At 52.4% G+C, this 14,086-nt stretch carries 13 protein-coding genes and 1 pseudogene; 6 read left to right on the plus strand and 8 right to left on the minus strand.

The genetic code is table 11. From position 1 onward, the window contains the following. Positions 1 to 46 precede the first annotated feature (46 nt). The 4 genes and pseudogenes from hyi to allA form a co-directional block, all read right to left on the minus strand. On the minus strand, positions 47 to 823 hold the full coding sequence (gene hyi, locus FQZ95_RS04295; protein ID WP_032183514.1) for a hydroxypyruvate isomerase: 777 nt from the start codon (positions 821 to 823) through the stop codon (positions 47 to 49). A gap of 12 nt (positions 824 to 835) precedes the next feature. Further along, entirely contained in the window at positions 836 to 2,617 is a 1,782-nt protein-coding gene (gene gcl, locus FQZ95_RS04300; protein WP_032183513.1) for a glyoxylate carboligase, read from the minus strand. Between the two features lie 89 nt (positions 2,618 to 2,706). Continuing rightward, the gene (allR, locus tag FQZ95_RS04305; protein WP_000141275.1) at positions 2,707 to 3,522 is read right to left on the minus strand and encodes an HTH-type transcriptional repressor AllR; all 816 of its coding nucleotides are present in this window, start codon (positions 3,520 to 3,522) and stop codon (positions 2,707 to 2,709) included. A gap of 77 nt (positions 3,523 to 3,599) precedes the next feature. Next, positions 3,600 to 4,081 (minus strand): annotated as a pseudogene (gene allA, locus FQZ95_RS04310) (ureidoglycolate lyase). A gap of 228 nt (positions 4,082 to 4,309) precedes the next feature. Between allA and allS the strand changes: the two are divergent. From allS to dinQ, 3 genes are all read left to right on the plus strand, one after another. Next, positions 4,310 to 5,236, plus strand: coding sequence for an HTH-type transcriptional activator AllS (gene allS / locus FQZ95_RS04315; protein WP_032183512.1), 927 nt, complete (start codon positions 4,310 to 4,312; stop codon positions 5,234 to 5,236). A 68-nt stretch (positions 5,237 to 5,304) separates the two neighbouring features. Beyond that, positions 5,305 to 6,399, plus strand: a complete 1,095-nt coding sequence (mnmH, locus tag FQZ95_RS04320) for a tRNA 2-selenouridine(34) synthase MnmH (RefSeq protein ID WP_032183511.1) — start codon at positions 5,305 to 5,307, stop codon at positions 6,397 to 6,399. Between the two features lie 411 nt (positions 6,400 to 6,810). Then, on the plus strand, positions 6,811 to 6,894 hold the full coding sequence (gene dinQ, locus FQZ95_RS26920) for a damage-inducible type I toxin DinQ (protein WP_349808740.1): 84 nt from the start codon (positions 6,811 to 6,813) through the stop codon (positions 6,892 to 6,894). 205 nt (positions 6,895 to 7,099) lie between these two features. On the opposite strand, the gene ybbP is transcribed toward dinQ, so the two are convergent. Next, positions 7,100 to 9,514, minus strand: a complete 2,415-nt coding sequence (ybbP, locus tag FQZ95_RS04325; RefSeq protein ID WP_032183509.1) for a putative ABC transporter permease subunit YbbP — start codon at positions 9,512 to 9,514, stop codon at positions 7,100 to 7,102. Then, positions 9,511 to 10,197 (minus strand): putative ABC transporter ATP-binding protein YbbA, encoded by a 687-nt coding sequence (gene ybbA / locus FQZ95_RS04330; protein WP_001110573.1) that lies wholly within the window; start codon positions 10,195 to 10,197, stop codon positions 9,511 to 9,513. Before ybbA ends, ybbP begins: the two co-directional genes overlap by 4 nt. On the opposite strand from ybbA, the gene tesA reads away from it, so the two are divergent. From tesA to cnoX, 3 genes are read left to right on the plus strand one after another with little or no spacing between them, the layout of a single operon-like run. Next, on the plus strand, positions 10,168 to 10,791 hold the full coding sequence (gene tesA, locus FQZ95_RS04335) for a multifunctional acyl-CoA thioesterase I/protease I/lysophospholipase L1 (protein ID WP_001295836.1): 624 nt from the start codon (positions 10,168 to 10,170) through the stop codon (positions 10,789 to 10,791). The two genes, ybbA and tesA, sit on opposite strands and share 30 nt — an antisense overlap. Then, positions 10,781 to 11,590, plus strand: coding sequence for an NADP(+)-dependent aldehyde reductase (gene ybbO / locus FQZ95_RS04340; RefSeq protein ID WP_160529912.1), 810 nt, complete (start codon positions 10,781 to 10,783; stop codon positions 11,588 to 11,590). The genes tesA and ybbO overlap by 11 nt, the downstream gene beginning before the upstream one ends. A gap of 60 nt (positions 11,591 to 11,650) precedes the next feature. After that, positions 11,651 to 12,505, plus strand: a complete 855-nt coding sequence (gene cnoX, locus FQZ95_RS04345; RefSeq protein ID WP_024211993.1) for a chaperedoxin — start codon at positions 11,651 to 11,653, stop codon at positions 12,503 to 12,505. A gap of 134 nt (positions 12,506 to 12,639) precedes the next feature. On the opposite strand, the gene fetB is transcribed toward cnoX, so the two are convergent. After that, positions 12,640 to 13,419, minus strand: a complete 780-nt coding sequence (fetB, locus tag FQZ95_RS04350) for an iron efflux ABC transporter permease subunit FetB (protein ID WP_001353389.1) — start codon at positions 13,417 to 13,419, stop codon at positions 12,640 to 12,642. Next, entirely contained in the window at positions 13,406 to 14,083 is a 678-nt protein-coding gene (gene fetA / locus FQZ95_RS04355; protein WP_001157551.1) for an iron efflux ABC transporter ATP-binding subunit FetA, read from the minus strand. The genes fetB and fetA overlap by 14 nt, the downstream gene beginning before the upstream one ends. Positions 14,084 to 14,086: the final 3 nt, after the last annotated feature.

Raw genomic sequence — 14,086 nt, forward strand, 5'->3', positions numbered from 1 at the left:
GCCAACTTAGCGGCCTAAAAAAGCATTGCCTGAACAGCGTTACGTTTTAACGGTACGGATCCATCCAGCGTAAACCGGCTTCCGTGGTGGTTTGGGGTTTATATTCACACCCAACCCAACCGTTGTAGTCAGAATTTTCAATTACCGTAAAGAGATACTCATAATTAATTTCTCCGGTTCCCGGTTCGCCGCGATGCGGATTATCGGCAATTTGCAGGTGACCAATTTTATCGGCCCATTGAGTCATAGTGTTGGTTAATTCACCTTCCATCCGCTGCATATGATAAATGTCATACTGAATTTTCAAATTGCAGCAACCAACATCATCAATCAATTTCAGCGCCTGCCGAGTTCCGGTGAGATAGAAACCAGGAATATCAAAATGGTTGATAGGTTCAATCAATAATAAAATATCTTCTTTCATCAGCATATTCGCGGCATAACGCAGGTTTTCTACAAGCGTTGCGTGAATCTGTTCACTGCTGAAACCAGCCGGCGTTTTACCGACCAGACAGTTAATTTTTTTATTACCCAGCGCACGAGCATAACGAATCGCTGCTGCTACGCCATCCCGAAACTCTTCTTCACGGCCAGGAATACAAGCAATACCGCGCTCCCCCGCCGCCCAGTCACCCGCCGGTAAATTGTGCAGAGTATGTTCGAGTTTATTACTCGCCAGCACCTGTTTTAATTCTTCAATGTCGTAGTCATAAGGAAACATAAATTCAACGCCGCGAAAACCACACTGCGCTGCTTTCTCAAAACGGGCGAGAAAATCATATTCACCAAATAACATCGATAAATTCGCAGAGAAACGTAACATTATTTATCTCCCTTATTCATAGTGCATGAAGCAGGTTTCAGTCGGTGCGTCCGCTGCGTTATCGGCGATATCTTCAAATTCCATCACATTATCGAGTTCGCTGCCCATTGAAATATTGGTTACGCGCTCGAGAATGATTTCCACTACCACAGGTACACGGTATTGATTCATTAATGCTTTCGCCTGTTCAAATGCCGGTGCAATATCTTCCGGTTTGAAGACCCGAATAGCTTTACAACCTAAACCTTCCGCTACTTTTACGTGGTCGACGCCGTAACCGTTCACTTCGCTGGAGTTAATATTTTCGAATGCGAGCTGTACGCAGTAATCCATATCAAACGCGCGCTGCGACTGGCGAATCAGACCCAGATAGGCGTTATTGACCAGTACATGGATGTACGGAATGTTGAACTGTGCGCCAACGGCTAATTCTTCAATCAGGAACTGGAAGTCGAAGTCACCGGAAATCGCCACCACATTGCGCTCTGGATCAGCGGCACACACGCCCAGCGCCGCCGGAATGGTCCAGCCCAACGGGCCTGCCTGCCCACAGTTGATCCAGTGGCGGTCTTTAAAGACATGCAGCATTTGTGCCGCAGCGATTTGTGACAGACCAATGGTGGTGACATAACAAACATCGCGACCAAAGGCTTTGTTCATCTCTTCATACACGCGCTGCGGTTTCACCGGCACATTGTCGAAGTGGGTTTTGCGCAGCAAAGTGCGTTTGCGCTGCTGGCAGTCGGCGACCCATTCTTTACGACACGGCAGACGACCCGCTTTTTGCATCTCCTGCGCCACTTCAACCAGTAAAGTCAGGGCAGCTTTAGCATCAGAGACAATCCCCAGATCCGGGCACAGCACGCGGCCAATTTGCGTCGGCTCAATATCGATATGGACGATTTTGCGCCCTTCGGTGTATTTCTCTACCGAACCGGTATGACGATTGGCGAAACGGTTACCGATACCAAACACCAGGTCGGACGCCAGCAGCGTTGCGTTACCGTAACGATGCGCGGTTTGCAGACCCACCATCCCGGCCATCAGTTCATGATCGTCCGGGATACAGCCCCAGCCCATCAGCGTTGGGATCACCGGAACGCTGGTCAGTTCAGCGAACTGTTGTAACAGTGCAGCTGCGTCAGCATTGATGACCCCGCCCCCGGCAACAATCACCGGACGTTCAGCCTGGATTAACATTTCGACCGCTTTTTCAATCTGCATACGGCTGGCAGCAGGTTTATAGACCGGCAGCGGTTCGTACATGTCAGGATCAAACTCGATTTCCGCCACCTGAACGTCGAACGGTAAATCCACCAGTACCGGACCCGGACGACCAGAACGCATCAGGTGAAATGCCTGTTGCAACACGCGAGGCACCAGCGCCGCTTCACGAACTGTAACCGCCATTTTGCTGACCGGTTTAGCAATTGCTTCAATATCTACGGCCTGAAAATCTTCTTTATGCAGACGGGCGCGCGGTGCCTGGCCGGTAATGCACAGAATAGGAATGGAATCAGCAGAAGCGGAATAGAGCGCGGTGATCATGTCCGTGCCCGCAGGACCGGAAGTCCCCAGACATACGCCGATATTCCCTGCCGTTGCGCGGGTATAACCTTCCGCCATGTGCGAAGCACCTTCCACATGACGCGCCAGAATGTGGCGAATACCGCCGTGCTTACGCATCGCTGAGTAGAACGGATTGATTGCAGCTCCCGGAACGCCGAAGGCGGTGGTGATACCTTCTTTCTCCAGCACATACATTGCCGCGTCAACGGCTCTCATTTTTGCCATTTTATTCCTACCTCTATTAATTGGAAAAATTTTCCAACTTTCAAATTTTGTCAAAAAAACCCGCTCCGCAGAGCGGGATGCGACAGACACTATGGATGTGCTTTCAGTCCCAACGCCGTGCTGATATCGCGGGCGGTGTCTCTGACCAGCTCACCCTGACTGACAAAACGATCTTCTGTCAGTCTTGATGAAGGTCCGGAGATGGAGATAGCGGCAACAACGCTACCTACATCATCGTAAATTGCTGAAGCTATGCAATTCAGACCTACAACATGCTCTTCTTTATCTACGGTATAGCCCAGTTCACGCGCTTGTTCCAGGTCCTTCAGCAAGGTGGGCATATCCACAAGCGTAGTTGGCGTAAACTGCTGCAAACCGGTTTGCAGAATGATGCTCATCAACTCCTCTTCCGCCAGCGGATAAAGCAGCGCCTTGCCCGCACCGGAAGCATGCAACGGCAGACGACTGCCCAGTGGCGCACACATCCTGACCATCGATTTACACTCTAACTGACCAATTAATACTGCTTCATTGCCGTTACGGATCGCGACATTGACCGTTTCGCCGGAAAGTAACATCAGGCGGCGCATAAACGGCCCGGCGACGGAAAGGACATCGCGGTTATGGATGTACGCCGCACCGACGTTAAAGACACCTAATCCTATATGCCACCAGCCTAACTGACTGTCCTGATAGACAAAATCCGCTGCCTGTAAAACCTTCAGCAAGCGAAAGGTCGTGGAGAGCGGCAAATCCAGATTGAGAGAAATATCGCTAACCGACGAACTTCCCCCACTTTTTTCCAGATATTGCAGAATCGCAATTCCCCGCTCTAACGCCTGTGCGCCCTTCTGTGCCACAGGCTCCGCCTGTCCTGGCCTGCCGCGCCGTCTAACTTCCGTCATACCTACGTTAACTCCGACCTACAAGTGAGCATAAACAATGAACAATTAATTTATCTTATGCAAGTCGGTTGCAGGCGTCACGCAAAACAGAGTTCCTGTTCAGGAATACTTTCAACATCACAGTTGTCACTGCCGCCGCGATCGATGGTCAGAAAATCGGTGACGCGCTGCCAGGCAAAAAGTGGGTGATGCCAGACGTTACGATGGTAATTCACTCCCTGTTCGCCGTTGGTAATAAACGCCCGCAGGGTTGACAGGTCTGGTTTGTCGTCACCTAACGCCACGACCACCACAAACACTTCCCCTTTCATCGGAATAAAGGCCTGAGTGCCCAGCGGATGACGTTCGAGTTCGTGAATGGTCAGCGGCAGATTGGCCGGTTGCGCGCGGTTAATGCTGATAAGCGTACGGTCTTGCTCAAGAATCTCAACCAGCGCCAAATCGTGGTAACGCTCCACCAGGCCATTGTTAATATGGAAAAATCCCGTTGCTGCGTTTCTATTACGTCGCCATAAGCACTGAAGGCTTCCTGACTTAACGGTAATACCTGAAGTTTCATCTTTTTGTCCTTGTAACATAATTCCGTTCAACCACCGCCGACCGGACAATGTGGTTCAATAACAGGCAATCTAAAACCTTAAGAGAACAACATCAACACAAAAGTTGGAATATTTTTCCAAAAGTAGATTTAGCCCACAAATCACACAGGGTTATCATGTGAAAATACAGGTAAATCAAAGGACAGGAAAATCACGCAACCTGCGGATTTAAAAGGGGATACCTGAAAATGTTCGATCCAGAAACTTTGCGGACTTTCATTGCGGTTGCTGAAACAGGAAGTTTTTCAAAAGCGGCAGAACGATTATGTAAAACCACGGCGACGATCAGCTATCGCATTAAACTTCTGGAAGAGAACACCGGAGTGGCGCTGTTTTTCCGCACGACTCGCAGCGTGACGTTGACAGCGGCTGGCGAGCATCTACTTTCTCAGGCCATAGACTGGCTGAGCTGGCTGGAAAGTATGCCCAGCGAGCTGCAACAGGTGAATGATGGCGTGGAACGCCAGGTGAATATTGTCATCAACAACCTGCTCTACAACCCCCAGGCCGTCGCCCAGCTGCTGGCGTGGCTGAATGAACGTTACCCCTTTACCCAGTTTCACATCTCCCGACAAATCTATATGGGCGTCTGGGACTCGCTATTGTACGAAGGTTTTTCACTGGCTATCGGCGTCACGGGAACCGAGGCGCTGGCAAATACCTTTAGTCTTGATCCCTTAGGATCGGTGCAATGGCGCTTTGTCATGGCGGCGGATCATCCGCTGGCGAAAGTTGAAGAGCCGCTAACAGAAGCGCAGTTGCGGCGCTTTCCGGCGGTTAATATTGAAGACAGCGCCCGCACACTAACCAAACGCGTCGCCTGGCGATTGCCGGGGCAAAAAGAGATTATTGTTCCCGATATGGAAACGAAAATCGCCGCCCATCTGGCGGGCGTTGGCATTGGTTTTTTGCCAAAATCACTTTGCCAGTCAATGATCGATAATCAACAACTGGTCAGCCGGGTAATCCCAACGATGCGCCCTCCTTCGCCATTGAGTCTGGCATGGCGCAAATTTGGCAGTGGCAAAGCGGTAGAAGATATTGTGACCTTGTTTACTCAGCGCAGGCCGGAAATCAGCGGATTTTTAGAAATTTTCGGCAACCCACGCAGTTAAAAATCAAGTTTCCTTGCGCGTTGGCGCGTAAAATAGCGCACAAGCTGATTTGAGGTTCACTTTTAACTATGCAAGAGAGACACACGGAACAGGACTATCGTGCCCTGCTGATTGCTGATACGCCCATTATTGATGTTCGCGCCCCCATCGAGTTTGAGCAAGGCGCAATGCCCGCCGCTATCAACCTGCCGTTAATGAATAACGATGAACGCGCCGCCGTTGGCACCTGCTATAAACAGCAAGGGTCAGACGCGGCGCTGGCGCTGGGGCATAAACTGGTGGCGGGTGAAATTCGTCAGCAGCGCATGGACGCCTGGCGGGCAGCGTGCCTGCAAAATCCGCAAGGTATTCTCTGCTGCGCCCGAGGCGGTCAACGTTCACATATTGTGCAACGCTGGCTGCATGAAGCGGGGATTGATTATCCGCTGGTGGCAGGCGGTTATAAGGCGCTGCGCCAGGCCGCGATTCAGGCGACCATTGAACTGGCACAAAAACCGATAGTGCTGATTGGCGGTTGTACCGGCTGCGGTAAAACGCTGTTAGTGCAACAACAGCCGAACGGTGTTGATCTGGAAGGGCTGGCGCGTCATCGCGGTTCGGCGTTTGGTCGCACGTTGCAACCGCAACTTAGCCAGGCGAGTTTTGAAAATCTGCTGGCTGCCGAAATGCTAAAAACCGACGCCCGTCAGGATTTGCACCTGTGGGTGCTGGAAGATGAAAGCCGGATGATCGGTTCGAATCACCTGCCGGAATGCCTGCGCGAGCGAATGACTCAGGCGGCGATTGCGGTGGTAGAAGATCCGTTTGAGATCCGTCTTGAACGCCTGAACGAAGAGTATTTCTTGCGTATGCATCATGATTTTACCCATGCGTACGGCGACGAACAGGGCTGGCAGGAGTATTGCGAATACCTGCATCACGGACTTTCGGCGATTAAGCGTCGGCTGGGGCTACAACGCTATAACGAACTGGCTGCAAGGCTGGATGCGGCGCTGACAACGCAACTTACCACCGGCAGCACCGACGGTCATCTGGCCTGGCTGGTGCCGTTACTTGAAGAATATTACGACCCGATGTATCGCTATCAGCTTGAGAAAAAAGCGGAAAAAGTTGTCTTTCGCGGTGAGTGGGCGGAAGTGGCGGAATGGGTTAAGACGCGGTAATAGGCGATATTCTGAAACGGCGATTGTCGTGAGAACAGAATGGTTGCATCAGAATACAGATATAAAAAAACCGACATGACAGTCGGTTTTTTTATTTTTTCCGTCCAAGACTTGGTGGTTCCGGACAGAAATGAAACAGTCCTCATCTAGCAAGTGGATTATAAGTCAGGATGCCTACATATTCAAACAGCTATGTTGGCGATACAATCCCGACGCTAGTAGTGATACTGCCTCAAGGAATTACCGCAGTGCGGAAAAGTACTTTTAAGTCCTGGTCAGGATACAGGTGGTGCTGATTCTGGTGCTCTAATTTGGAGAGAGGCAGTCCTCATCTAGCACATGAAGAAAATCATAGTTACAGGCAACGTAAGGGTAAGCTGTGATTGTCTTTCTCCCTTAAGGGAGCAACGGATGAAAACTTTTCTCGATAAAGTTCTCATCGTTCTTAAGGCGCTAATCGCGCTGCTGGAACTGATCCGCCAGTTTATTGAATAACTGAGGAAACGTAGCTAAGGCCGAAGGTTTACCACCTTCGGCCTTTAAAAAAACCGACATGACAGTTGGTTTCAGATTTATTGCCAAAATGCACGCTGTTCATGCCAGATGCGGCGTGAACGCCTTATCCGGCCTACGGTTAAGTGCAGTTTTGTAGGCCTGATAAGACGCGCCAGCGTCGCATCAGGCAATCTAACGACTGTCATCACCCCACAAACTGCCTGAATAGCGACTTACCCTTAACCAGTCGCGCACCCAGCCAGCCGCCGCAAAACGACAGCAGCAGCGCACCGCTACAAGGCAACACAATCCACAATCGCCAGTCTGGCTCCCACGGGAAATCAAACACTTTCGCCTGCAACACTGCCAGTGCCGTTTCCGCACCAATTGCGGCCACCAGGCCGGATACAAACCCGAGCATGGCGAACTCACACCACAATGTCGTGCGCAGCAGTTTTTTGCCCGCACCGAGAGTGCGCCACACCACCAGCTCCTGATGACGCTGACGCATTCCCACCTGCACCTGTGCCAGCAACAGCAACATACCGCAGGCGGTGACCAGCACCACCATCACTTCCAGCGCCCGACTTACCTGCTCCAGCACCTGACCGACCTGTTTTAAAATCGCGCCAATGTCTAACAGGCTAATGGTCGGGAACTGGCGGTTGAGTTGCGTCAACATGCCGTTGCCATTCTCCCAGCGGAAACTGGTAAGCCAGCTCTGCGGTTGCCCGTCTAATGCCCCTTCCGGGAAAATAAAATAGAAATTAGGCCGCAGACTTTCCCAGTCCACTTTGCGCAGGCTGGTCACTTTAGCGCGGAACTCCTGGGTATCGCCCATAAAAGTCACGGTATCGCCGAGGGCAACGTTTAAGCGTTTCGCCAGCCCCTCTTCCATCGATACTTCATCGGCTTTTGGCGGCCAGTTACCGGCGACAATCGGATTATGATCGGGCCGCGTATTTTGCCAGGTGAGATTGAGTTCGCGATTGAGCGCCTCATCTTCATTGCCTTCTGTCGGCTTATCGTTAATCGCCGTCAACCGCGCCCGCACTACCGGATAAAACGATTCCGGGACTATTTGATGTTCCGCGAGGAACGCTTTTAGCGGCGTAACCTGTTCTGTGGCGATGTTGATTAAAAAGTAGTTCGGGCTTTCTGGCGGTAGCTGCTGTTGCCAGCGGTCGAGCAGATCGCCACGCAACACCAGCAACAGTGCCAGCAGCATAAAGGAGAGCGAAAATGCCGAAAGCTGGCTTAACGTTGACCACGGCTGACGTAACAGGCGGCTGACCGCCAGGCGCAGAGGTAGCGATTTCAGCGTCATGCGGCGAAGTACATTCAGCAGCATCCAGCCCAGCACACCGCACAGCAAAGCCAGTACTACCGCGCCCGCCAGCACCGCCCAGAGCAGCATACTGCCGCCCATTAATCCGGCGAGCAGCAGCACAACCACCACACTGACAATCGGCAGATAAAACTTGAGCGGCCAGACGTTCGCGACCACATCATTACGCAATACGCGTAAAGGCTGTGTTGCCAGCAACAAGCGGTATGGTCGCAGCCCCACCAGCAGCGAGATGACCGTCATGGTGCCAAGCGCCCACAGCCATGGCCAGAGGCTGGCAGGCGGTAGTGCGGCAGGCAGAACGGGCTTGAGCAGCACCATCAACACGTTTTCGAACAACAGGCCTATCGCCCCGCCGGTAACGGCTGAAAGCGCCAGCACCATCAGCCACTGACCGACGATTAGCTTACGCAGTTGCGCTCGCCCAGCCCCCAGCGTTTTGAGGATCGCCACCAGATCGTAGCGACTACGACAGTAATGATTCATCGCCACCGCCACCGCTGCCACTGCCAGCAGCAAGGTCAGAAGCGCCGAAAGCAGCAGAAACTGTTGCGAGCGTTCCATCGATCGCCCCAGCGCGCCTTCGTCCTGTTCCAGACCGTACCAGCGTTGTTCGGGTTTAAGCTGAGGTAACAACCATTTCTCATAGCCGTCGAGCTGGTTCTCGCTGCCGCCGAATTTATAGCGCCAGGTGACCCGACTCCCCGGCTGCACGGCTCCGGTTTTATCGACATCCGCCAGATTCATCATCAGACGCGGAGCCATCTGGAAGGGGTTAAAACCGGAATCCGGTTCCTGAATCACTTCTCCGGCAATCCGCAAGGTGGCATCGCCCACGTCAATGGTATCGCCCGTTTTCAGGTTAAGCAGTGCCATCAGGCGTGGGGCCAGCAATACGCTGCCCGCCTGCGGTTTCAGGCCTGGGGGATTGGTTTGCAGATCGCCATACATCGGGTAGATATCATCCACCGCTTTGACGTTCGCCAGCTGCGGTGTGTCGCCTGCAAATGTCATGGTGGCGAAAGTCAGCTGCTTGCCGACTTTCAGGCCGCGCTTTTGCGCTTCCTCCAGCCACGCTTGCGGCACTTCGCGTGAACTGCGCAACGCCCGATCGCCCGCCATAAACTCCCGGCTCTGCTGGCTTAAGCCCTTCTCCATGCGATCGCTGATGTTGCCCAGCGCCAGCACGCAGGCCACCGCCAGGCTTAGCGCCAGCCAGACAATTAACAGCGACGGCGAGCGCCATTCGCGCCAGAACCAACGTGCAATCATGCTTCCTCCTGCAACTGCCCGTTAACCAGTCGTAAGCAGCGGTCGCAACGTGCCGCCAGTTGCAGGTCGTGAGTCACCATAATCAACGTGGTGCCATGCTCACGGTTGAGGGAAAACAGCAGGTCGGCAATTTTATCGCCCGTCTGGCGGTCAAGGTTACCGGTGGGTTCGTCGGCAAACAGCACATCAGGCCGACCATTAAAAGCTCGCGCCAGCGCCACACGTTGCTGTTCGCCGCCGGAAAGCTGTGCCGGAAGATGATCAAGACGTTTACCCAGCCCTAACTGTTCGAGCAACGCTTTCGCCCCATTACGACTTTCCGCGCTACTCTCACCGCGCAGCAGCGCCGGAAGCTCGACGTTTTCCAGCGCGTTAAGGGTAGGAATTAACATAAACGACTGAAAAACAAAGCCTACGTGCTTCGCGCGTAACTTTGCCCGCGCTTCTTCGTCCATATTATGTAGCGGTTGTCCCACAAGACTTACTTCGCCACTGCTGCCGTCATCCAGCCCGGCGAGGATCGCCAGCAACGTTGACTTACCCGATCCCGACTCGCCTACCAGCGCGATGGTCTCGCCACGTTTGACAACCAGCTCAACTCCGGTGAGGATGGAGAGTTCATGCTCCCCCTGACCGACGGACTTCTTAAGATGATGAACTTCAACAATGTTTTCCGCTGGCATTTGCCCTTCCTGTTCCTGGTCCTGTTAACCTTCCGTGCCGCCGCAGCGGACACGTTATTGATTCTGGGTGATAGCCTGAGCGCCGGGTATCGAATGTCTGCCAGCGCGGCCTGGCCTGCCTTGTTGAATGATAAGTGGCAGAGTAAAACGTCGGTAGTCAATGCCAGCATCAGCGGCGACACCTCGCAACAAGGGCTGGCGCGCCTTCCGGCTCTGCTGAAACAGCATCAGCCGCGCTGGGTGCTGGTTGAACTGGGCGGCAATGACGGTTTGCGTGGTTTTCAGCCACAACAAACCGAGCAAACGCTGCGCCAGATTTTGCAGGATGTCAAAGCCGCCAACGCTGAACCATTGTTAATGCAAATACGTCTGCCTGCAAACTATGGTCGCCGTTATAATGAAGCCTTTAGCGCCATTTACCCCAAACTCGCCAAAGAGTTTGATGTTCCGCTGCTGCCCTTTTTTATGGAAGAGGTCTACCTCAAGCCACAATGGATGCAGGATGACGGTATTCATCCCAACCGCGACGCCCAGCCGTTTATTGCCGACTGGATGGCGAAGCAGTTGCAGCCTTTAGTAAATCATGACTCATAAAGCAACGGAGATCCTGACAGGTAAAGTTATGCAAAAATCGGTCTTAATTACCGGATGTTCCAGTGGTATTGGCCTGGAAAGCGCGCTCGAATTAAAACGCCAGGGTTTTCATGTGCTGGCAGGTTGCCGGAAACCGGATGATGTTGAGCGCATGAACAGCATGGGATTTACCGGCGTGTTGATCGATCTGGATTCGCCAGAAAGTATTGATCGCGCAGCCGACGAAGTGATCGCCCTGACCGATAATTGTCTGTATGGGATCTTTAACAATGCCGGATTCGGCATGTATGGCCCCCTTTCCACCATCAGCCGTGCGCAGATGGAACAGCAGTTTTCCGCCAACTTTTTCGGCGCACACCAGCTCACCATGCGCCTGTTACCCGCGATGTTGCCGCACGGTGAAGGGCGTATTGTGATGACCTCATCGGTGATGGGATTAATCTCCACGCCGGGTCGAGGCGCTTACGCGGCCAGTAAATATGCGCTGGAGGCGTGGTCAGACGCACTGCGCATGGAGCTGCGCCACAGCGGAATTAAAGTAAGCCTGATCGAACCTGGTCCCATTCGTACTCGCTTCACCGACAACGTCAACCAGACGCAAAGTGATAAACCAGTCGAAAATCCTGGCATCGCCGCCCGCTTTACGTTGGGACCGGAAGCGGTGGTCGACAAAGTGCGCCATGCTTTTATTAGCGAGAAACCGAAGATGCGCTATCCGGTAACGCTGGTGACCTGGGCGGTAATGGTGCTCAAGCGCCTGCTGCCGGGGCGCGTGATGGACAAAATATTGCAGGGGTGAGTTGAAGCGCGCGCTTAAGCCCCCATGTCAAAGAAAATATCGACAACAGAGAGCGACTCCATGTCCGTAGAAAATATTGTCAACATTAACGAATCTAACCTGCAACAGGTTCTTGAACAGTCGATGACCACTCCGGTGCTGTTCTATTTTTGGTCTGAACGTAGCCAGCACTGTTTGCAGTTAACCCCAATTCTGGAAAGCCTCGCGGCGCAGTACAACGGGCAATTTATTCTGGCGAAGCTGGACTGCGACGCGGAGCAAATGATTGCCGCGCAGTTTGGTCTGCGCGCGATCCCGACCGTGTATCTGTTCCAGAACGGGCAACCGGTAGACGGATTCCAGGGGCCACAACCGGAAGAAGCGATCCGCGCCCTGCTGGATAAAGTGCTGCCGCGCGAAGAAGAACTGAAAGCGCAGCAGGCGATGCAACTGATGCAGGAAGGCAATTACACCGACGCCCTGCCATTGCTGAAAGACGCCTGGCAGCTGTCAAGTCAGAACGGGGAGATCGGCCTGCTGCTGGCAGAAACGCTGATTGCGCTGAACCGTTCTGAAGATGCAGAAGCCGTGCTGAAAACCATTCCTTTGCAGGATCAGGACACCCGCTACCAGGGGCTGGTGGCGCAAATTGAACTGCTGAAGCAGGCGGCTGATACGCCGGAAATTCAACAGTTGCAACAGCAGGTGGCAGAGAATCCAGAAGATGCCGCCCTGGCGACGCAACTGGCACTGCAACTGCATCAGGTTGGGCGTAATGAAGAGGCGCTGGAGTTGCTGTTTGGGCATCTGCGTAAAGATCTCACCGCCGCAGACGGTCAGACGCGTAAAACGTTCCAGGAGATCCTCGCTGCGCTGGGTACGGGTGATGCGCTGGCGTCGAAGTATCGCCGCCAGCTGTATGCGTTGTTGTATTGATTTTCCGTTGAAATGCGATGTGCTGGTTTGTAGGCCTGATAAGACGCGCCAGCGTCGCATCAGGCATCCGCGCATAGCCGCCGGATGCGGCGTGAACGCCTTATCCGGCCTACCAAACCGTGCTAATTAAATATTTATTTCTTCGTCAATTGCGTCACCACCAACTGGTGGCGCGAATTATAAAACTTACGATAGGTTAAATAGCAGGCAATAATGGTCGACAAGCTGGCGGTTGAGAGCAGCATAAAGGTCACCATAATCTGATATTTAATCGCCTTCACCGGATCAATCCCGGCAAATATCAGCCCGGACATCATTCCCGGTAAACTCACTAAGCCAACCGTTTTTGCTGAATCCACCGTCGGAATTAAAGCCGCGCGAATACTGTCGCGAATCAATATCGCTGAAGCCTGTTTCGGCGTCGCGCCAAGACTCAGTTTCTCCTGAATCTGTTGTTGTTCGCTAATGACCCGTTGCCCTAAATTATTGTAACACAGCCCTACCGCCACCATCGCGTTACCGGCAATCATCCCTGCAATAGGTATCACCTGCATCGGGATAAACTCAATCGACCCTGAGAGAATCAGCACCGCCAGGGTAATTCCTGCCCCGACCGTAATGGCAATAAACGATGAGATAAAAGCTTTAGCAATATATTTACTGCGTTTTTGCGCGTTCCACGCCGCATTAAAGCAGATAAATAACACCATCAATAATGTCAGGCTGGCATCATCCACGCTGAAAATATACTTCAGCACATAGCCGACAATAATCAGCTGAATTATCGCGCGCCCGACACTCCAGAGAATATCTTTCTCCAGCGCCAGTTTTTCTTTATGGCTAATTAAGATTGCCACCACCACCAGCATTAATGCCAGTGCCAATGATTCGTTAGTAATATTATGCGAGTTCATAGCGTGCTTCCTGCATTTCTCCGGCATGCGGTTGCAGTGTAATCACTTTATCCGCATGATTAATTTCGTCTTTATCGTGTGTCACCCACAGCACGGCAATATTTTGCTCGCGCACATAACGGTGGATCATCTCATTAACGTTATGTTTATTACTTTCATCCAGTGCACTGGTGATTTCATCCAGCAATAATACCTTTGGCATAAATTGCAGGTTACGAATCAATGAGATGCGTTGTTTTTCACCACCAGATAGCTCGGCGATATTCTTTGTCAAAATGCTGTCCGGCAAAGCGAAGCGTTCGAGAAAATCGAGAAAAATGGCTGGGTCAGGCTGCTGGTTACGGATCTGCCAGGGAAAGATCAGATTATCGTATACCGTATCGCCAAACAGCGTCGGCGTCTGGGCGCAGTAAGATACTTGCTGGCGGTAGATTTCTGGCTTGAGTGTACTGACATCCTCACCTTCAAACAGCAACGTTCCGCTGGTTGGGCTGATTAATGAAGCAACAATTTTCAGCAGCGTACTTTTGCCACAACCGGAAGGGCCGGTAATTAACTTAAATTCGCCAGCACGTAGCGAAAAATTGATGTTATTAAGAATCTTCGTATCACCCGCCAGATATCCTACGTTTTGTAGCTGAAGCAAAGGACTATTTTCCTGCATCGC

It is taken from the genome of Escherichia sp. HH41S, from assembly GCF_009820115.1.
Lineage (GTDB): Bacteria > Pseudomonadota > Gammaproteobacteria > Enterobacterales > Enterobacteriaceae > Escherichia > Escherichia coli_F.